Below are 19422 nucleotides of genomic sequence, written 5' to 3'. Positions count from 1 at the left end.
GCAAGGTCCATGCTTAGCACGGTTACAATGAGGAGCAATCCTTCCACTTGCTGGAAGTTCTAATCGGTATTTCTTTGGGTAGTTCAGCATTCGACTTTGCAGCTTGATTGCAGCATTCCTTTTCGCCCCTAGGCGAGTGACTTTTCTTTGCTTGCCCAAAGAATAAGTCACCAAAAGAAAAGGCACCCTAGCTTCCGCTTGTTTCCTGCGTTGCTCGTCAACGTGGGCGTCCAACGAAACTCGCCCTGACAAGCCACACAGAACGTGGCTTGTTGCGGAACTCGAACAGCCGCTGGCCGAAAACTCCCACGCTGACTGCGCTACTCGGCGCGTCAGATAGGGGCCCGTTTAAACCCACCACGATGAAATGTTGGTTAAACGTTTTGTATTCCGGGCGCTAAGGAACTTCTTTAACTTCTAAAGCTGAAAGCCCAACAAACCAATTCAATTGTTTTGTTGGGCTTTCTTGTTTTGTTTTATTGCTCTGCTTTCATTTCAATGCTTAGGCGGGAATGAATGTGACGAGTTTCACTTAAATGAAAGCGTGTGGTTTTCACGGGCCCCTATCTGACGCGCCGAGTAGCGCAGTCAAAATAAGGAGTAAGGGAGCGACTGTCTGAGTTCCGCGGTGGCTTGCGTCTTTTGCAAGCCGCTAGGGCGAGTTTCGTGACCGCTTATGCCTAAGTCCGGCAAAGCAACGGACGAAAGTCCTAATTCGAGCAACGCAGGAAAAAAGCGGAAGCTAGGGTGCATTTCTTTTGGTTACTTATTCTTTGGGCAAGCAAAGAAAAGTCACTCGTCTAGAGGCGAAAAGGGGCGTAGCGAAGAACTACTGATCAAGACAATTTTCAAGCCATGGGGCGAGTCGCCCTTTGTATCATCAGCGCTTCTCAGCACGCTTACTGGCAAACTCCACCTTAAATGCCTCAAACCTGTTTTCTTCAATCGCCGCCCGCATCCCCTGCATCAAAAACTGATAATAATGCAGGTTATGAATCGTGTTCAAACGCGCCCCTAAAATCTCGCCAATACGATACAAGTGGTGCAAATAGCTGCGGCTGAAGTTGCGGCAGGTATAGCATTCACACTCATCGTCCAAAGGCCGGGTATCCGTTTTATAAGTGGCATTCTTGATTTTCACATCGCCATATTGTGTGAAAAGCCAGCCGTTACGCGCATTCCGAGTAGGCATCACGCAATCAAACATATCGATGCCATAGCTGACAGCATCCACCAGGTCTTCCGGCGTGCCTACGCCCATCAGGTAACGGGGCTTGTCTTTCGGCATTTGCGGTGCGGTATGCGCCAGAATGCGTAGCATGTCTTCTTTGGGTTCGCCGACAGACAGGCCGCCAATCGCGTAACCGTCAAATCCGATTTTTTCCAGGCCCTGGCGGGAAACATCGCGCAGGTCTTCAAACATACCGCCCTGGATAATGCCGAACAAGGCGTTTTTCTGCTGGCTTGCCTGTGTAGTGCTTTCAGCTTCACTCGCTTGCCCTAGCAGTTGTTTCACTTCTTCCTCACCGCCTTGCAAGGCCATCGCTTGGGGGATGGTCTGATTTTGGTACACATTAAATGCATCACGGCTACGTTGCGCCCAGCGCAGGCTGAGTTCCATAGACTGGCGTGCTTCGTGATGGGTGGCGGGGTAGGGCGTACATTCGTCAAAAATCATGACGATATCGCTATTGAGTACGCGCTGGATGCGCATGGATTCTTCAGGTGTTAGAAAACAGCTGTCACCGTTAATTGGTGATTTGAATTTGACGCCGGCTTCGCTGATTTTGCGCAAATCACCCAGGCTCCAGACCTGGAAACCGCCGGAGTCGGTAAGTATCGGTTTTTCCCAGCCCATGAATTTATGCAGGCCGTCGTGTGCAGCGACCACCTCCAAACCGGGGCGCAACCATAAGTGGAAGGTATTGCCGAGGACAATATGGGCCTGGATCTCGTTGAGCTCTAATGGTGACATCGCTTTGACGGTGCCGTAAGTACCCACTGGCATAAATGCCGGGGTTTGGACTTCGCCATGGGGTAAGTGAACGGTGCCGCGTCTGGCGAGGCCATCGGAATTGTGTAGGGAAAACTGCATGAAATCGCGATAAATAGCTGAAATAAATGCGCATTTTATCACAGCACGATGATGCGTCCGGTGCATATGTCTGGGCGGTTGTATTGCCCGGCTTTGCTTGCATTTTTTGTGATTGCCCGCAACAATGCACGTATTCCTTTATCAAAGCTTTTCTATGGCTGAACCACAGACCCGCCTGTCACGACGTGAAGAACATACTAGTTTGCGTCAGCGTGGCATTTATTTGCTGCCTAATTTATTCACTTCTGCTTCGCTGTTCGGTGGCTTTTACGCCATTGTGCAAGCGATGAACCAGCATTTTGAGCAGTCTGCGATTGCGATTTTTATCGCCATGGTGCTGGATGGGCTGGATGGCCGTGTGGCGCGTATGACTAATACCCAGAGCGCTTTCGGCGCTGAGTATGACAGCTTGGCGGATATGGTGTCATTTGGCGTGGCGCCCGCGCTGATCGTGTATGTGTGGGCCTTGCAGCCGATGAATAAACTGGGCTGGATCGCCGCATTTATTTACTGTGCCTGTGCTGCTTTGCGCCTGGCGCGTTTTAATACCAAGATCGATGACCCTTTCCAGGATAAACGTTATTTCCAGGGTTTGCCTAGCCCGGCGGCGGCGGCTTTGCTGGCGGGGTTTGTCTGGGTGTCTTATGAATACAATATCGATGGGCGCGAAATCTTTTTCGGTGCCGTGCAGGTGAAATGGATCGCCTGGTGCCTGACCGTGTTTGCGGCAGGGTCTATGGTGTCTGACCTTAAGTTTTATAGCGGCAAGGATATCAATCTGCGCCACTCAGTGCCTTTCGTCGCGATTCTGGCGGTGATGCTGGCATTCGTGCTGATTTCCTACAGTCCGCCGGAAGTGTTATTCAGCGTGGTGTTTGTGTATACCTTATCGGGATATTACTTATGGACGCGCGATAGAATGGCTGCAAAAAAGAAAACGTAATGCATTCAAAAACAAAAAACGCGTCAATCTGGCGCGTTTTTTGTTTTTGGCGCACTTTATTATCAAGGCAGGATTATGAGGGCAGTATTGTTGGGGTGGGAATCCTGCCGCACAGTTATAGTCAATTGTGGGGCAAGCAGGTAAAATTCAGGCTACCAGGTTAGGATAAATTCATGGAACAAATTATTATTTTTGACACCACGCTGCGTGACGGGGAGCAAAGCCCGGGCGCTGCAATGACCAAAGAAGAAAAAATCCGCATTGCACGCCAGCTGGAAAAGCTGGGTGTGGATGTGATTGAAGCCGGGTTTGCTGCGGCCAGCCCGGGTGACTTTGATGCGATCTCCGAAATCGCAAAAGTGATTAAAACTTCCACCGTGTGTTCATTGGCACGCGCCAGTGAAAATGATGTGCGTCGTGCCGGTGAAGCGATCAGACATGCGACCAAAGGCCGTATCCACACATTTATCGCCACCAGCAAGATCCATATGGTCAACAAGCTGAGGATGACTGAGGATCAGGTGGTCGAACGTGCAGTGCAGGCGGTGAAGTGGGCGCTTGAGTATACGAACGACGTTGAGTTCTCTGCTGAAGATGCCGTGCGCTCCGAAATCGATTTCCTGGTGCGTGTGTTTGAAGCGGTGATTGATGCCGGTGCCAAGACCATCAATGTGCCGGACACGGTCGGCTACAGTATTCCCTCAGTATGGGGTGAGCGGATGGCCGAACTGATCAAACGTGTAAAAGGCGCTGACAAAGTCGTCTGGTCTACCCATTGCCACAATGATTTGGGCATGGCGGTGGCAAACTCTCTCTCGGCGGTAATGAACGGCGCGCGCCAGGTGGAGTGCACGATCAATGGCCTGGGTGAGCGTGCCGGTAACGCCAGCCTGGAAGAGATCGTCATGGCGATTAAAACCCGTAGCGATATTTTCAACCTGACCACTCGCATTGATACCACGCAGATCGTGCCTGCATCCAAGCTGGTTTCCACAATTACTGGTTACCCGGTGCAGCCCAACAAAGCCATTGTTGGTGCCAACGCTTTTGCACATGAATCCGGTATCCACCAGGACGGGGTACTCAAGCACCGCGAAACCTATGAAATCATGCGTGCCGAAGATGTGGGCTGGGGCGCGAATAAACTGACTTTGGGCAAATTGTCTGGCCGTAACGCCTTCCGCACCCGCTTGAAAGAATTGGGGATAGAGCTGGAAAGTGATGACGCACTCAATGCCGCCTTTGCCCGTTTTAAAGAGCTGGCCGATAAAAAGTCAGAAATCTTTGATGAAGATTTGCACGCGCTGGTGAATGATGAAGTGGTGCAGGATACGGCTGAGTTGTTCAAGCTGACTTACCTGCAAGTGGCCTCGCAAACCGGAGAAATCCCGCATGCGGTGCTGACACTCAACCGTGACGGCACTGAGCAGCGCACGGAAGCGAGCGGCGGCGGGCCGGTGGATGCAACGTTTAAAGCGATTGAAAACGTGGTGAAGAGTGAAACGGAGTTGCTGCTTTACTCAGTGAACAATATCACCAGCGGTACCGATGCTCAGGGCGAAGTGACTGTGCGCCTGGCCAAAGGTGGCCGGGTGGTCAACGGGCAGGGCGCAGATACGGATATCGTGGTGGCTTCAGCCAAGGCCTACCTGAATGCGCTCAACAAACTCTACGCCAAAGTAGAAAAACTGAATCCGCAAGTAGAGTAATCGCAAGTAGAGTAATGCAGATGCATTAAGGCGCAGTGGTTAGGCTGCGCCTTCATGTTTGAAGATAAGCGCGTTGATTGCGTTCAATCTCTTGTTCTTTACGGTGGTCTTATCACATCTGTGAAGTCTCCCAAGATAAAGTATTAGTGCGATCTCACTGAAATGAATATAAGGATGTTGAATGTCGGCTAAGCATCAGTGGCTGTTAATCGTGAGTGCGCTGACTTGTACTTACCTTATCTGGGGTTCTACCTACCTCGCAATCAAATACGCCATTGAGAGTTTTCCACCCTTTGTCATGGTCGGTCTGCGTTTTACCGTAGCTGGGTCCTTGCTGTATGTGACGTTGCGCAGTATGGGTCATGCGGCACCCACGCTGATTCAATGGCGCGGCGCGGCCCTGGTCGGGCTGTTGCTGCCGGTGTTGGGCAATGGCACAGTTTCTTATGTGCAACTACATGTGTCATCCAGCGTGGCGGCGCTGGCCATTGCCACAGCACCGATCTGGATGGCGATTTTTTCCAGCCTGTGGGGACACAAGATCAGTCGTCGTGAATGGCTGGGCATCGCTATAGGCCTGGTCGGGATTTTGTTATTGAATACCCGCGGCAGTTTGCAGGGTGATTGGCTGAGTGCGTTTTTGCTGATGTTTGCCGCCGCTTCGTGGTCACTGGGCTCGGTGTGGAGCAAACATATGGCGATGCCAACCGGCCTGATGGGTGCCGCCAGCCAGATGCTCTGTGGCGGCTTGATCGCGCTGATATTCAGTGCGGCATTTGGTGAGCAATGGCCTGCCGACATCACAGCGCGATCCTGGGCGGCGATCGCCTTCCTGATCGTGCTGGGCTCTATCGTCGCCTTTTCTGCTTACCATTGGTTGCTGCACAATGTGCGGCCCATGGTGGCGAGCAGTAATACCTTTGTGAATCCGGTGGTCGCATTTGTGGTCGGCGTATTGTTTGCCGGTGAGCAGATACATGTTATGGAATATATCGCGCTGGCGGTGATCCTGGTCGGCGTGTTTCTGGTGTTGACCGCGACGACAGAAGCGGTGCCCGATGAGCAGATTGTTTAATTAATAGGATTAAAGAAGTGATTGTATGAAACAGAACCTGGCATTATTTGATTTGGACAACACCCTGCTGGCGGGGGATAGTGACTATAACTGGAGCGTTTTCCTGATTGGCGAAGGCTTGCTCGACGAGCAAACGCACAAAGCGCGCAACGAGCAGTTCTACCTGGATTATAAAAATGGCAACCTGGATATTTATGCCTTCCTCAAGTTCCAGCTGCAGCCATTGTCGCAACATCCCAAAGCTTTTCTGGACGAGCTGCACAAAAAATACATGGCGAATGTGATCCGCCCGATGATGACGCAAAAAGCACAGGCACTGGTGGATCAGCACAAAGCCAATGGCGACTTGTGCATGGTGATCACTGCTACGAACAGTTTCGTCACCAAGCCGATTGCGACCGCCTATGGCATTGAACACCTGATAGGTACTGACCCTGAGGTTGTAAATGGCGAATTTACCGGCGGTGTGAGCGGAACACCGAGCTTTCAGCAAGGCAAAGTGACACGATTGAATGAATGGCTGGCAGCCAAAGGGCAAACCCTGGCTGATTTTGAAACCAGTTATTTTTATAGTGACTCACACAACGATTTACCGCTGATGAAACTGGTGACAAACCCGGTAGCGGTAGATGCAGACCCGACTTTGACGAGCTATGCCAATGAACACAGCTGGCCTATCATCAGCCTGCGTGATTAAAACGCTATTAGAAACGCAGTATCAGCGAGGTGAGGGTTGGTAGCTAGTTGTCGCTTACGCCATAGTAAAAAAAGCAGCGGTATCGCTGCTTTTTTATTTAGTCCTGTTACCTGTTAGCGGTTTAACACCACATGCAACACAAAACGGCTACCTATGTAAGCCAGCAGCAACAGCACAAAGCCGATCAGCGTCCAGCGCGTGGCAGTCTTGCCGCGCCAGCCATATTTAAAACGTCCAAACAGCAGCCAGGCATAAATCAGCCATGAAGCAATCGAAAAAACGGTTTTATGGTTGAGCTGTAAAGGCTTGTCAAAAATCTCTTCACTAAACAGCATGCCGCTCACTAGCGTGATGGTCAGTAACACAAAGCCGATATGCAACACCCTGAATAGCAACGCATCCATCACCATCAGCGGCGGGAAGCCAGGCAAAGCCAGCCAGCTGTTTTTCTGGTGCAAGGAGCGCTCAGCCATGCGCATCAGGCAGGCATGTAGTGCCGCAAAGGTAAACAGGCTATAAGCAAGAATCGCAATCACAATATGCAGGCTGAACAGCGTCAGCCCTGCAGTGTTCACGTAATAGTCTTTAATAGCAAAGGCAGGCATCAGCACAAACAGGGCCGCTGGCGGCAGCACAAACGCCTGCAAGCTGTGCAAGGCATGCTTGAGGTCGGCAATCCAGTAAATCAGCACCGTGAGCCACAAAATGGCAGACAGCGCGTAATAGACGCCCAGGTTGAAGCCGCCCACCGCAAACATATCTCTATAGAGCAGCCAGCCATGCAGAATCACGCCCAGTGCCACCATGGCGCTATGTAACCGGAATGATGCTTGTGTTTCACTGGCAGGCTTGTTTTGTCTGGCGATACGCCAGTAATCCATCGCAACGGCGGTATAGATAAATGCGACTACCAGATAGGGAATAAGATGTTGAATCATGCGCCACATTATGGCAAAACTCGGCGTATTCGCCTAGCATGATGTAAAATCCCTAGCTTATTCAAAGACCTGTTTTAAAGAGAGTTTACCCATGCTGGAAAACCTGACCGGCCGCCTGCAAGGCGTGATTAAAAACCTGCGCGGCCAAGCACGTTTAACCGAAGACAATATTGCCGATGCCATGCGCGAAGTGCGGATGGCACTGCTGGAAGCCGACGTCGCCTTGCCGGTGGTGAAAGACTTTATCGCCCGCGTCAAAGAACGCGCCAATGGCCGTGAAGTGCTGCAAAGCCTGACACCCGGGCAAGCCGTGATCGAAGTCGTCAATGACGAACTCACCGAGCTCATGGGCAAAGCCAATGTCGGCCTCAACCTCGCAGCCGTCCCGCCCGTGGTTATTTTAATGGCAGGCTTGCAGGGCGCGGGTAAAACCACTACTTCCGGCAAACTGGCCAAATTACTCAAAGAACAAAAGAAAAAAGTATTGCTGGCCAGTGCTGACGTTTACAGGCCCGCCGCGATCACCCAGTTGCAGACCCTGGCAAAACAGCTGGATATCGATTGCTTCGATAGTAATCCGCAGCAAAAGCCATTGGAAATTGCCGCCCAGGTCATGGAGCAAGCCAAAAAGAGCTACTACGATGTGGTGATCTTCGATACCGCAGGCCGACTGGCGATAGATGAAGCCATGATGGCCGAGATCAAAGACCTGCATGCCTTATTAAAGCCGACTGAAACTCTGTTCGTGGTCGATGCCATGCAAGGCCAGGATGCCGTCAATACCGCCAAAGCCTTCGGTGAGGCTCTGCCGCTTACCGGCGTCATCGTCACCAAGCTGGATGGTGATTCACGCGGTGGTGCCGCCCTGTCTGTACGCCACGTCACTGGCCAGCCAATCAAATTTATCGGCGTCAGTGAAAAAGTGGATGGCCTGGAGCCTTTCCATCCTGATCGGATGGCAGGGCGTATCCTCGGTATGGGTGATGTACTCAGTCTGATTGAAGAAGCGCATAAGAAAGTCGATCTCGACGAAGCCAAAAAAGTCGCCGACAAACTCAAATCCGGTGCCAAGTTTGACCTCAACGATTTCAAATCGCAAATGCTGCAAATGCGCAAAATGGGCGGCATGGCCTCGCTGATGGATAAAATGCCCTCGCAAATCGCTGGCATGGCGCAAAAGATCAATACTGATGACGTAGATAAATCCCTGCGCCGCATTGAAGGCATTATTAATAGCATGACGCCAGATGAACGCAGTAAGCCAGAACTCATCAAGGCTACGCGCAAAAAGCGCATAGCGGCCGGTAGCGGCGTGCAAGTGCAAGACGTCAACCGCCTGCTGAACCAGTTTGAAGAAACGCAAAAAATGATGAAGATGTTCAGCAAAGGCGGCATGGCCAAGATGATGCGCGGCATGGGCGGCATGATGGGCGGTAAATTCCCGGGCATGTAACTACATGAAAACAGGATTCTGTCAAAATAAACTTTTTATACAAAAAAGCAAAAACAGCATTGACCAATCCTCGTAAATCCCCCATAATCGCGTTCTTTCAAATTTGACGCAAAACAGCGCAGCAGACAAGAAAACATTGGGGTGTTAGCTCAGCTGGTAGAGCAGCGGACTTTTAATCCGTTTGTCGTGGGTTCGATCCCCGCACACCCTACCAAGATATAAGAGACGGCTTGCAGAAATGTGAGCCGTTTTTCTTTTTACGATTCCTAGGTAATTAATTAGAGCGCCGGACTGTTCATCCGTGGGTGCTGTGTTCGACTCACAGAGGCGCTATCATTTACAGAAATACTTGGCTTCACGCCTTAAGTTAAAGCAGGTCATCCATGCAGCCCGTTTAGCATCCATGATGTAAGTTTTTGTTTATGCATTGACACCAAAGCACGACAAACTTACACTCGCCCCACCATGGTTCAGCTTGGCTGATGCTTAATTAAAGCCAAGCAGATTAATAGGGAATCCGGTGCCGTCTCAAAATGACTTCGAGACCATTCCGGAACTGCCCCCGCAACTGTAATCGGATAGCCTGTTCGCACATCTAGCCACTGAGTTCATCACTTGGGAAGGCCGCGAATAAGCAGTGACCCGAGAGTCAGGAGACCTGCCCTGGTGTAGTCGTAGAGTTCGAATTAGGGCGGGGTGCTCCTGAATAGAAGTGAATGTCAATTCACCGTTTACATATCTATAACACCGCATACTCCAGCTGTGTCGTGTCGCTTATCGGCAAGATCCAGGCTATCTATTTGAACCCTGCTACTACCAACGTACGTGACGGTTTGGTCGCGTTAATTTGAATGGTATTCAGGGAGCAACAATCATGTTCAAACAAAAAGTATTGAGTGTGGCCATATTGGCGGCGCTATCCGGCATGGCCTCTGCCGCAGAGGATTTGCTGGACGAAGTGGTAGTCAAAGGGCGGGCAGAACCCAAGGCAGCAATCAATCTTAATAAACCCAATAGTACGGCGTCGCGATTGGGGTTGACCGCAAAAGAGACGCCAGCCAGTGTCGAAGCCGTCGATAGCGACACCATCCGCCAACGTGGCGATATCAGTATTAAAGAAGCGGTTACCCGTACAACTGGCATCACTGATATCAGCACGCCTGGCAATGGGCAATCTTTTTCATCCCGTGGTTTCACAGGCAACAACTCTGTCGCTCAAGCAGAGGACGGCGTGCGCCTGGTCACAGGCGCTGGCACGCTGACTTATCCATCAGATACCTGGGGTTACGAGCGCATTGAAGTATTACGCGGGCCTGCTTCTGTCATCTTCGGCGATGGCTCTGCCGGAGGCGTGATTAACAGTGTCAGAAAAAAAGCCACTAGCGAGACCTCTCTTGAGGCTTTGTTCGGATGGGGCACGCGTGGCAACTACCGTACTGGTGTCGGCGGCTCAGGGGCCATCGGTGAAGTAGGTGCTTTTCGTATTGATGCTTCTGCATTAGGCGGTAATGGCTACATTGACAGGGGCGATTATAAAAGTAAAAAAATCATGTCGTCGTTTCTATTCACGCCTACAGAAAACCTAAGCATCGGTTTTACACTTGACCATGCCGAAGAGTCACCGACAGCCATTTATGGTTCTCCCTTAGTGAATGGCAACATTTCGCGCGCATTACGCAAAGCCAATTTCAATGTCGACAATGACAAGATGGATTTCGTTGATACACGTGCCCGCGCCAAGGTTGAATGGGATATCAGCCCTTCATTGAAATTCAAGAATGAGACTTACTGGTTCAAATCAGACCGGGAATGGCGTAACGCGGAAAACTATGCACTGAATACGACGACCAATCGTGTCACACGCAGCAGTTTTTTAGCGATCGAACATGAGCAGACCCAGTATGGCAACCGTATGGAGCTGGCTTCAATGGATACTCTGTTAGGGCATCAGAACCGCATCGCCGCAGGTTGGGAGATATCGCATACCGATTTCCTGCATAGCAGCAATGCCGGCAACACCGCTTCAGACAGTGTCCCCGTCTATAACTTCTCCCCTGGCCTGTTTAGAAGCACCACGGCCGTATTGAAAAACTATGATGCTGATCTCAAGCAACAGGCTTTCTTTGTGGAAGATGCGTTCAATGCAACAGATAAATTGAAGTTGATTGTTGGTCTGCGCAAGGATCTGATCGATACCTACCGTAAGGATTATCGGGGCGCCGCCAATGTTGACCAGGATTTCTCGCCACTGACCTGGCGCGCCGGTGCCGTATTTGATTTGACGCCAGAGACTGCCTTGTATGGGCAGATGAGCCGGGGCACAGACCCGGTGACTAACTTGTTAGGCTTGAATCTGGCAAACGCCCAGTTCGATCTGACCAAGTCCCGTCAGCATGAGGTAGGTATCAAGCACCTGTTGCCTGATGCCAAAGGTCAAATGACACTGGCCCTGTATCACATCGCTAAAGATGACATCATCACGCGTGACCCGATCACGCCATCCCTCTCTATCCAGGGCGGTAAGCAATCTTCACGCGGCATTGAGTTCGCTACTACGCTGTTCCCGATTGAACATTGGCGCACAGACTTCAATATCGCCATCCTCGATGCGCGTTTTGACGAATTAAAAGAAGGCAATGCCGGTATTTCACGTGCCGGAAACACGCCTTCCAATGTGCCGGAACGTGTGGCTAATGCCTGGTTATATTACCAGCAGCCTAAGTGGGAAGCTGGCGTAGGAGCCAGATACGTGGGTAAGCGTTATGCCGATAATGCCAACGCGATTACCATGGATAGCTACACCGTTTACGATGCGAGCGCCGCCTGGAATATCAACAGGCAGATCACGGTACGGGCAAATCTGCGTAACCTGACAGATAAGTTCTACGCGGCATTGGCTTACGGCAATACGCAGCAAATCATAGGCGCGCCCAGACAACTGGAGTTGACTGCCGAGTTCAAGTACTAAAGTAGGCATACGATGCGATTATTGACGTTGCGCAATCTGCATCTATGGCATCGTTGGCTGGGGATAGGCCTGGGGTTGTTGGTACTGCTCTGGTTTATCTCTGGCCTGGTGATGCTCTACGTCGCTTACCCTAAACTGACTCAGGCAGAACGCCTGTCTACACTGCAGGTGGTGGATTTAAGCAAGATTCAATTCAGCGCTGAAAAAGCATGGCGTATGGCCGGCAATCCGCATGCGCCCGAAAAAGTCAGGCTGAATATGCATCACGACAGGCCCGCTTATCATTTTTTAGAGGGCGGCACATGGCTAGCCATCTGGGCAGATACGGGCCAACGCCTGGCAATCGATCATGACCATATTCGGGACAGTATCAGCACGTTTGCACCACAAGCTGGTATCCAAAGCAGCGAACTGATTACCCGTGATCAATGGTCAATTGCATCTGGTTTAGATGCGCATCGGCCTTTGCATCGCATCGCAATGGATGATGCAATGGGCACTGCACTTTACGTTTCCAGCCATACCGGTGAAATCGTGCTCGACACACAGCGCAATGAACGCGCCTGGAACTGGCTGGGGTCTGTCATTCATTGGATATATTTCACGCCTTTGCGGTTGGAACGTGAATTGTGGCGCCAAGTGATCATGTGGAGCTCAGGTGCTGCTTTGCTGTTGATCGCAATCGGCATGTGGCTGGGCATACAGCGGCTTCGCATCAAACGCAGGTATCGCAATAACCGAATGTCGCCATATCGCGGCTGGGCACGCTGGCATCATCTCTCCGGGTTGATAGCGGGTATATTCTGCATCACATGGCTGTTTAGTGGCTGGCTGTCGGTCAAGCCGTTTGACTGGATATCCGCTCGTAAAATGAGCGAGCAGGAAACGCTGGCGTGGACAGGGGGCAAGGTAAGCCTGCATGAAATGCAGTTGCCGGGTCGGTTGGATACCCAAGAAATCAAGGAAATCGAATGGACCAGGTTCGATGGCAAGGTGAGATTGTTGGGGTCTACGCCAGCGACTAAACACCAGATAGACATTTCAAATGGTGCGGCAGTAGCTCCTTTTGATCAGGCAACGCTTGTCCGTTGGGCACAAGCCATGCAGCCTGGGGTGACTCTAATCTCTGCCGAATGGCTCAATGATGGTGACTTGTACTATCGCTCCAGCGCTGAGCACAAAGTCTCAAAAGTGCTGAAAGTGGAGTTCGCCGATGACGTAAACACGACATACTACCTGGACCCCGAAACAGGGCAAGTCGTGTCGTCCCACAACAATGGCAGTCGGCTCTACAGATGGTTATTCAATGCGCTGCATTGTCTGGATTTCCCTCCGCTCGGAAGGCAAGAGATCGGTCGTCAAGTCATGATCATTGCGCTTTCAATCGGCGGCATACTTATCAGTATTGCAGGTGTCGTGCTTGGCTGGCGCAGGTTACGCCGTTAATCAGCCCCTGCACTTTATGAGCGCTTCAATCATGGGCGGATGATTAAGTTGTTGCTAATACCACATCAGCATTTTTATGTTTATATCCCATAGCTCATATACCCGAACAGACTAATGACAGCCGTAATATTTTTATCATAATATGATTGTTGTAATATTGATTGTTTATTGAACGTCGTAGATATTAAATATTAAAAGGGGAAGAAGATGAAAAAACTAGCTTTAGTAATGGCAATAGGTTTGGCTTCTGTAAATGCATACGCGGTTGATATTGTTGGCTTGAAAAACACCGGTGCTGGCTTGTCTGCAGGCGCACAAGACTTAAAATATACAGTATCACCTGGTTCATATGGTTATGTCACAGCAAATGGTTCATTTCCGCTGGCAGGCAACTGGCTTGCGAATGATACAACCTCATCATGGTTAACACCGACTGCTAACCAGGGTGACTCATTCGATCCTATCAGTGATGGTACCTACACATGGACGACCACATTTGATCTGACAGGGTATTCCGCAGCCACTGCCAGCTTTGATGGCCGCTTTGCTGCTGATAACTCTGTAGTCGCTTACCTGAACGGTTTTGAGATCGGCACTGCAAATAGTTTTACAGCATGGAGCACTTTTAGCGCCACTGCAGGTAGCTTTGTCTCAGGTTTAAACACCTTGACCTTTGTGCTGACCAACACAGCACTCAGTTCTGGCAACCCAACTGGCTTGCGCGTCGAGTTCACTTCTTCAAACGTCGCTGCGGTACCAGAAGCTGACACATCAGCATTGATGTTAGCTGGCCTGGGCTTGATGGGTTTTGTTGCACGTCGCAAAAACGTAGTTTAAGCACTACACTGGTTAGACCAAAAGCCACGCTGAGATTTCAGCGTGGCTTTTTTATTGGCTGTCTCCTGCCTGATGCCAAGCCTCATTGGCGCAATTTTTACTACACAATTAAGGTTTTATTTCAGGCGAGCCTGCCTTCACATTCCTTTTGCTGCCCCTGGCCCGCCTCTTCCAAGGTGACTTTAAAGTGAGTGCTGCGTTGCAAGTTTTTTGCGCAATTGAATCAGCCAGGCAAGAGAATTCCTACACGGTTTATAGAAATCTTCCGATAAATATTTATGCAAACTCTGGTTAGTCTGACAGGGTTGATGCCAAGAAGGACTCTCTCCTAGTGAGCACATTCACTGGTTATTAACAAGACAGTGGTTTAAGCGTAAACACTGCACCCTCAGAAATGTGATGGTTCTATCAATTTGTAGAAAGTTAAGGAGAAGTTATGAACTCAAATACTTGGAAGATATTAGGACTTGCATTGGTCTTATCTGCTTGTAAAAGCACGCCTACGGATTTATCGCATACGGGTAATCCGACCTCAAAGCAGGAAATTGCCGCAGAGCATGCTGTGTCTGACGCAGATGATTCAGGCCGCGCATATAAAATATATGGCGCTTACCTTTCAAACCGCCAGGTTTATTTTGATTACGACAGTGATACGCTGAATCCAAAATATAAAAACCTGATCGCCGTGCATGCCAAATATTTATTGAATCATCCGCAAAGCAAAATCTCACTGCAAGGCCATTCTGATGAAAGAGGCAAGGGCGATTACAACAAAGACCTTGGTTTACGCCGCGCTGTGGCTGTGAGAAATGCATTCAATGCGCAAGGTGTCAAAAATGCGCAACTTGAGGCTATCAGTTACGGCAATGAATTCGCAAGCCGCGATTGCCCTGACGAGCATTGCCATAAAATTGATCGTCGCGTAGATATCAATTATGGTGTGAAGTAAGCCTGAAATAACCAAGGCATCGGTTGGAAGGCTTTGTTAATACCAACGTGTAAACAACGGCTTGCAGATAATGTGAGCCGTTTTTTATTTCAGAAATTCTGGCGTTTTATGGTGTAACACGGAAATTGATAATAACCACATCGGCATTCGTGAAGCCAGACAGTGGCTAAGTGTAGAAAAGATGACGCTTCAGTCAGCCGCTTCCTACAGTTGAATGGGAGGGGCGCGGATAACCTTAATACGCGATAAATCATCTAATTCACAGGCAGTCCAAAAAAGCTATCCAGTCATAAAACTTCAATTTTTTTAGGGACACCACCATGAGCAAACTATTCATCACCTTATTATTCTCGGCATTTGCAATCACAGCATTCGCTGCAGACACCGATAAACAAACAGATGGCGCCGAATTAGGCACCAATGAAACACCGCAAGCACAAGAGCAAAGCAAGAATAACCGTGATACCACAGCAGCCAAGCCAGCTAAAAAACATAATCAGGCGAACAAAAAATCTAAACATAATCATCAGAAAGCTGGCAGCGCAGAGGCTAACCCGATACAGCCTACAGATACAGAACCGGCACCAGGCGCTGCAACCCGCTAAGAAAAAAAAGAGATCGCATTTAGCGATCTCTTTTTTTGTCACATCATTCTCAGGTATAAGTGTTTAATATGCCTCCAGTGGTTATGCCAGCGAAAACCCAGAGTTCAGGTATGCACCTGAGACCATCGCCCAGCCGCTTTTATTCGTGGTTTAATAGATGCTAAACCCGTGAGTCAATGGCTTTGATACGATGAACCATGCCACTACGCCTACCCCACATCTGATTGATAGACTGCACAAAGTCAGGCTGCGACTTTTAAAAGCCTATGTGATCCACGTAGGGTTCTTTTTCTCTACTTGTGCATTCGCTGCAACGGATGTGGTACAGATTGGCGTAACCACGGCGATGCTGGTCACGCTACTCACCATTCCGCCTGTGCTCATCTACACGGTGCTGGTGCATAAAGCCTGCCGGGAGATTGATCCCAAGGCGCGTACCGCGGGTGTGGTACAGATCATTTTTTTCACTGTTTTCCTCACTCCGCTTGAATCCGGGCTGGTGTTGCCCGCAAGAAATCTATGGGTCTCAAAGAAAATTCTGTTGGCCTGCCAGCCTGTATCATTGCCCATCAGAGCGAGGAACATGCCAGATGCATAGCCTGGTTTATCTCATTTCATAAGCATCGGTATTGATCAACGCTCCAGGGTATGAAGCGACCGCGAGCAAAATTGCCAATAAGTGATAGGCATAAGGCACGATTGGGATCGCAGTCAGGGCAGGCGTTAAATTGAATACAAAGGCGACGGTAGGGATCAGCACCAGCCAGTTTTTGCCGATGACAGCACCTCTGATCAAACAGATCGCCCATATCGCCAGCATAGACAAAAGATAGAGTATTGAAGGCAAGCTAAAAGTGCTCGATAGTGTGGTGTTTTCTACCATGCCTAAGTATGCTGAAAAATAAGTCGGCAACACACAGATCAGATAAGTCATGGTAAATAAGCTGGTATTGGCAAATGCTCTATTCATGCTTATGCTCCTTGTTTATGCTGCATTAGATTGATGTTCTTTTGGGGAATGCATCTACTGCATATATTAATCATTTCCATACATAAAATTAGTCCTGCAAAGCGCATATAACTGTTTCCATTTGGGATACAATCCCGGCATGTATGATTTAAACCTGATGATCATTTTTGCCAATGTGGTGAGCGAGCAAAGCTTTTCGGCTGCCGCCAGAAAGCTGGGCATGACCAAATCTTCAGTGAGCAAGTCAGTCGCCAAGCTGGAGCTTGCCTTGGGCGCCAGCTTGCTGAATCGCAGTACCCGGCATTTGAGCCTGACTGAGATCGGCGCCAGCTTTTATGACTATTGCACCCGCATCAGCAATGAGGCCGATGAAGCACATCACATGATCGAGAGCCTGAATGCGCAACCGCGAGGGGTGCTCAAAGTGGCTGCTTCAGTGGCTTTTGGCACCTTGCACATCGCGCCTGCCATCGCTGAGTTTATGCACCGGTACCCGCAATTGGAAATCGACATGACGATTACGGATAGACTGGTCGATCTGACGGAAGAGGGCTACGATGTGGTGATCACCATCACCCGCGATCTGCCACTGAGTCTGGTGGCCAGGCGTCTGGCGCCTATCCGGCGCAATCTGTGCGCAACGCCCAAATACTTTGAGCAGCATGGCATTCCTGTCATTCCGCAAGATCTGGTGCACCATAACTGCCTGGATTACATACACTCCGGCGATAAAGGCCAGTGGCGCTTTAATGGTCCCAATGGCGAGGTGACGGTGAATGTCTCTGGCAGGCTGCGCATTAATGACGATGAAGCATTATCGCAAGTGGTCCTGGGCGGCTTTGGTTTGGCGCTTTTGCCTACATTCATTATCGGTAAAGACCTGCAAGCCAGGCGTCTGAAGTCCGTGTTATCTGAATACCTGCCGATTGAGCAACACGTGTATGCACTGTATCTGCCCAAGCGCAATTTGCCGCTGAAAACCCGCGTATTCATTGACTATTTGTCCGAGCGGTTTGGCGCAGAACCTTACTGGGATAAAGAGTAACCGACCCCGCCAGGGTGAAGATCGCCCTGAAGCATAGGCAGTTTCACTGTTAATAGTATCTTCAGTGTTCGCATATCTAAATACAAGTTTTGCTCGTAACCCGGCGCAATCTATCAGCGAATTGTAGCTGTTCAGGAAACAGTAAATTTCAATTACGCAGGCTTATTTTTTCTACCTATCCCGATTACGCTGTCGGCTTGTCCTCAGGGATGGCTCGAATTTATATAGATGGTTGAAAAAATGGAATCTGAACACTTAATATTGTCGGATAGCGACTATGCGCGCTTATCTACGTTGATTGATGATGAACTGTTGCGGGATGAGCTGGGCAGGGCGATAGTCGTGTCTACCGATCAGGTCCCTGACGATGTCGTCAGAATGAACGCACGCGTGACCTATCTGGATAAAAGTAGCGGGTTAGAGCGGGAGATCGAATTGTGCTTTCCTGAAGAGGCAGATTTTAAACTTGGCAGGGTGTCCGTTATTTCGCCAGTGGGTTCTGCGTTGCTTGGTTTAAAAGTCGGCCAGGAAATCGATTGGCCATTTCCTAACGGGGAATCGCGGCGGTTGAAGGTGATGCATGTGGTGCATGCGGCCTGAGCAAGTCCAGATTAAATCGGTTACGTAAGTCAGTGATATCACTTAAAAAAAGCCCTGACCATCACAGATGGCCAGGGCTTTTTATATCATCACTGAGCGATTATTTTGCGCGACGACGCACGAAAATACTCATTACCCCTAACCCTGCTAACAACATGGCGTAGCTGTCCGCTTCTGGTACTGCGGCGACATTAGAAGTCAGAATAATCAGCCTGGAGCGCGCATCTGCAATAGAGACGCTGCCATCTTGCTCTTGCTCGGCCACCAGGTAGATCGTGCCGTTTTCATCGATCGTGACGCCTTCGATCCCGTTATGCGGTACAACGTTTGAGAGATCAAAAGCGCTGATCAATTGACCAGTACGGCTGACTTCAACCAGCATTCTTGAACCCAGGCTCAATAACAGCAGATTATCTTCACCTGAAGTGCCATACAGCGAGTTGACTGAAGACAGGGTTTGCACGTCCGAAAGCGTGGCTAAACCCAGGCTGGCTGGATTAAACAGCTGCGACATATTGGCGATGCTGCTACCATTCGCGCCAAATGTAAGGGTGCCACCCAGAATGTCTTCCGGAGACTCTTGCTTGACGGTGACAAAACTGCCGCCGTTACGCGCATCGTAGCTGATACCTTCCAGGCCGCTATTGCCTACATTCGCATTGCTGATGGAGACCGAACTATTCGCCAGGTTGGCCGTGCCACCAGCAACATAGTTAAAGCGATAAGCGTCATATAAACGCTCTTCGCCCACCACTAACACGCCGTTTCCCAAATAAGTGAGACCCTCGGTGTCATGCTTGCTGCTGCCGGTATTGGACCAGTTGAAATTCATATAACCCAGTGTTTGGCCGGTCAATGAGATTTCGACAACGCCTGTGCCTTCGTCGCCCACAAAAAACAATGAGCCACGATCTTTGGCATAAGTGATGGCTGAAGCTTCAAGGCCTGAGATGCCACCATTGGTGCCATTCAGGGCATCAAGTGCATAACTGCCAGTCACTGCGTAATTAGCCAGGTTCAGCGTGCTTGCGGCATAGGCTGGCGTCGCTACGATTGCAGCCAGTGCGATCATCAGATGTGAAAGCTTCATGG

General features: G+C 50.0%; 17 protein-coding genes, 1 tRNA gene and 1 riboswitch. Of the genes, 14 read left to right on the top strand and 4 right to left on the bottom strand.

Translation table 11 applies throughout. From position 1 onward, the window contains the following. Nucleotides 1-880: 880 nt before the first annotated feature. Nucleotides 881-2095 carry a tRNA guanosine(34) transglycosylase Tgt gene (gene tgt, locus ACTS9Y_RS03285; RefSeq protein ID WP_442584585.1) on the bottom strand — a complete coding sequence of 405 codons (1215 nt, stop codon included), beginning with the start codon at nt 2093-2095 and terminating at the stop codon, nt 881-883. A gap of 154 nt (nt 2096-2249) precedes the next feature. Between tgt and pssA the strand changes: the two genes are divergently transcribed. From pssA to ACTS9Y_RS03265, 4 genes are all read left to right on the top strand, one after another. Continuing rightward, nucleotides 2250-3038 carry a CDP-diacylglycerol--serine O-phosphatidyltransferase gene (gene pssA, locus ACTS9Y_RS03280; protein ID WP_442584584.1) on the top strand — a complete coding sequence of 263 codons (789 nt, stop codon included), beginning with the start codon at nt 2250-2252 and terminating at the stop codon, nt 3036-3038. Between the two features lie 173 nt (nt 3039-3211). Then, entirely contained in the window at nt 3212-4747 is a 1536-nt protein-coding gene (locus ACTS9Y_RS03275; protein ID WP_442584583.1) for a 2-isopropylmalate synthase, read from the top strand. Between the two features lie 181 nt (nt 4748-4928). Continuing rightward, nucleotides 4929-5822, top strand: a complete 894-nt coding sequence (gene yedA / locus ACTS9Y_RS03270) for a drug/metabolite exporter YedA (protein WP_442584582.1) — start codon at nt 4929-4931, stop codon at nt 5820-5822. Between the two features lie 25 nt (nt 5823-5847). Continuing rightward, nucleotides 5848-6519, top strand: a complete 672-nt coding sequence (locus ACTS9Y_RS03265) for an HAD family hydrolase (RefSeq protein WP_442584581.1) — start codon at nt 5848-5850, stop codon at nt 6517-6519. A 113-nt stretch (nt 6520-6632) separates the two neighbouring features. Here the strand turns inward: ACTS9Y_RS03265 and ACTS9Y_RS03260 are convergent, their stop codons facing one another. Further along, nucleotides 6633-7457: a cytochrome C assembly family protein gene (locus tag ACTS9Y_RS03260; RefSeq protein ID WP_442584580.1), complete on the bottom strand. Its 825-nt coding sequence runs from the start codon at nt 7455-7457 to the stop codon at nt 6633-6635. Between the two features lie 91 nt (nt 7458-7548). Here ACTS9Y_RS03260 and ffh point away from each other — a divergent pair, with 91 nt between their 5' ends. The 8 genes from ffh to ACTS9Y_RS03220 all read left to right on the top strand — a co-directional run bounded on the left by ffh (nt 7549) and on the right by ACTS9Y_RS03220 (nt 16313). Next, a complete protein-coding gene (ffh, locus tag ACTS9Y_RS03255) occupies nt 7549-8910 on the top strand; it encodes a signal recognition particle protein (RefSeq protein WP_442584579.1) in 1362 nt (453 codons plus the stop codon). Nucleotides 8911-9048: 138 nt separating this feature from the next. Next, nucleotides 9049-9124: transfer RNA gene (locus tag ACTS9Y_RS03250), tRNA-Lys, on the top strand. A gap of 235 nt (nt 9125-9359) precedes the next feature. Continuing rightward, a riboswitch (cobalamin riboswitch) is annotated at nt 9360-9590 on the top strand. 194 nt (nt 9591-9784) lie between these two features. Then, nucleotides 9785-11878 carry a TonB-dependent receptor gene (locus ACTS9Y_RS03245; protein ID WP_442584578.1) on the top strand — a complete coding sequence of 698 codons (2094 nt, stop codon included), beginning with the start codon at nt 9785-9787 and terminating at the stop codon, nt 11876-11878. Between the two features lie 12 nt (nt 11879-11890). Further along, complete coding sequence (locus ACTS9Y_RS03240) at nt 11891-13324, top strand: PepSY domain-containing protein (protein ID WP_442584577.1); 1434 nt, start codon at nt 11891-11893, stop codon at nt 13322-13324. 207 nt (nt 13325-13531) lie between these two features. Next, nucleotides 13532-14161, top strand: coding sequence for a PEP-CTERM sorting domain-containing protein (locus ACTS9Y_RS03235; RefSeq protein ID WP_442584576.1), 630 nt, complete (start codon nt 13532-13534; stop codon nt 14159-14161). A 436-nt stretch (nt 14162-14597) separates the two neighbouring features. Next, nucleotides 14598-15110 carry an OmpA family protein gene (locus ACTS9Y_RS03230; RefSeq protein ID WP_442584575.1) on the top strand — a complete coding sequence of 171 codons (513 nt, stop codon included), beginning with the start codon at nt 14598-14600 and terminating at the stop codon, nt 15108-15110. A 320-nt stretch (nt 15111-15430) separates the two neighbouring features. Continuing rightward, nucleotides 15431-15715 (top strand): hypothetical protein, encoded by a 285-nt coding sequence (locus tag ACTS9Y_RS03225; RefSeq protein WP_442584574.1) that lies wholly within the window; start codon nt 15431-15433, stop codon nt 15713-15715. A gap of 190 nt (nt 15716-15905) precedes the next feature. Next, a complete protein-coding gene (locus ACTS9Y_RS03220; RefSeq protein WP_442584573.1) occupies nt 15906-16313 on the top strand; it encodes a hypothetical protein in 408 nt (135 codons plus the stop codon). A gap of 6 nt (nt 16314-16319) precedes the next feature. Here ACTS9Y_RS03220 and ACTS9Y_RS03215 read toward each other — a convergent pair whose 3' ends face one another. Then, nucleotides 16320-16685, bottom strand: a complete 366-nt coding sequence (locus tag ACTS9Y_RS03215; protein ID WP_442584572.1) for a hypothetical protein — start codon at nt 16683-16685, stop codon at nt 16320-16322. Between the two features lie 139 nt (nt 16686-16824). Here ACTS9Y_RS03215 and ACTS9Y_RS03210 point away from each other — a divergent pair, with 139 nt between their 5' ends. After that, the gene (locus ACTS9Y_RS03210) at nt 16825-17730 is read left to right on the top strand and encodes a LysR family transcriptional regulator (protein ID WP_442584571.1); all 906 of its coding nucleotides are present in this window, start codon (nt 16825-16827) and stop codon (nt 17728-17730) included. 240 nt (nt 17731-17970) lie between these two features. Continuing rightward, nucleotides 17971-18330, top strand: coding sequence for a nucleoside diphosphate kinase regulator (gene rnk, locus ACTS9Y_RS03205; RefSeq protein WP_442584570.1), 360 nt, complete (start codon nt 17971-17973; stop codon nt 18328-18330). Nucleotides 18331-18430: 100 nt separating this feature from the next. Here the strand turns inward: rnk and ACTS9Y_RS03200 are convergent, their stop codons facing one another. Then, nucleotides 18431-19420 (bottom strand): SdiA-regulated domain-containing protein, encoded by a 990-nt coding sequence (locus tag ACTS9Y_RS03200; RefSeq protein WP_442584569.1) that lies wholly within the window; start codon nt 19418-19420, stop codon nt 18431-18433. Between the last annotated feature and the right edge of the window lie 2 nt (nt 19421-19422).

Origin of the sequence: Methylophilus sp. (assembly GCF_052173275.1) — a bacterium.
GTDB lineage: Bacteria > Pseudomonadota > Gammaproteobacteria > Burkholderiales > Methylophilaceae > Methylophilus.
This window is presented reverse-complemented; position numbering and strand designations above follow the sequence as displayed.

Excerpts from the sequence above, each read along its gene's own strand:
- ACTS9Y_RS03275 (WP_442584583.1), top strand. The coding sequence starts at position 3,212 with ATGGAACAAATTATTATTTTTGACACCACGCTGCGTGACGGGGAGCAA.
- ACTS9Y_RS03220 (WP_442584573.1), top strand. The coding sequence starts at position 15,906 with ATGAACCATGCCACTACGCCTACCCCACATCTGATTGATAGACTGCAC.
- ACTS9Y_RS03215 (WP_442584572.1), bottom strand. The coding sequence starts at position 16,685 with ATGAATAGAGCATTTGCCAATACCAGCTTATTTACCATGACTTATCTG.
- pssA (WP_442584584.1), top strand. The coding sequence starts at position 2,250 with ATGGCTGAACCACAGACCCGCCTGTCACGACGTGAAGAACATACTAGT.
- ACTS9Y_RS03230 (WP_442584575.1), top strand. The coding sequence starts at position 14,598 with ATGAACTCAAATACTTGGAAGATATTAGGACTTGCATTGGTCTTATCT.
- ACTS9Y_RS03225 (WP_442584574.1), top strand. The coding sequence starts at position 15,431 with ATGAGCAAACTATTCATCACCTTATTATTCTCGGCATTTGCAATCACA.
- ACTS9Y_RS03245 (WP_442584578.1), top strand. The coding sequence starts at position 9,785 with ATGTTCAAACAAAAAGTATTGAGTGTGGCCATATTGGCGGCGCTATCC.
- rnk (WP_442584570.1), top strand. The coding sequence starts at position 17,971 with ATGGAATCTGAACACTTAATATTGTCGGATAGCGACTATGCGCGCTTA.
- ACTS9Y_RS03210 (WP_442584571.1), top strand. The coding sequence starts at position 16,825 with ATGTATGATTTAAACCTGATGATCATTTTTGCCAATGTGGTGAGCGAG.
- ACTS9Y_RS03265 (WP_442584581.1), top strand. The coding sequence starts at position 5,848 with ATGAAACAGAACCTGGCATTATTTGATTTGGACAACACCCTGCTGGCG.
- ffh (WP_442584579.1), top strand. The coding sequence starts at position 7,549 with ATGCTGGAAAACCTGACCGGCCGCCTGCAAGGCGTGATTAAAAACCTG.
- ACTS9Y_RS03200 (WP_442584569.1), bottom strand. The coding sequence starts at position 19,420 with ATGAAGCTTTCACATCTGATGATCGCACTGGCTGCAATCGTAGCGACG.
- tgt (WP_442584585.1), bottom strand. The coding sequence starts at position 2,095 with ATGCAGTTTTCCCTACACAATTCCGATGGCCTCGCCAGACGCGGCACC.
- yedA (WP_442584582.1), top strand. The coding sequence starts at position 4,929 with ATGTCGGCTAAGCATCAGTGGCTGTTAATCGTGAGTGCGCTGACTTGT.
- ACTS9Y_RS03260 (WP_442584580.1), bottom strand. The coding sequence starts at position 7,457 with ATGATTCAACATCTTATTCCCTATCTGGTAGTCGCATTTATCTATACC.
- ACTS9Y_RS03240 (WP_442584577.1), top strand. The coding sequence starts at position 11,891 with ATGCGATTATTGACGTTGCGCAATCTGCATCTATGGCATCGTTGGCTG.
- ACTS9Y_RS03235 (WP_442584576.1), top strand. The coding sequence starts at position 13,532 with ATGAAAAAACTAGCTTTAGTAATGGCAATAGGTTTGGCTTCTGTAAAT.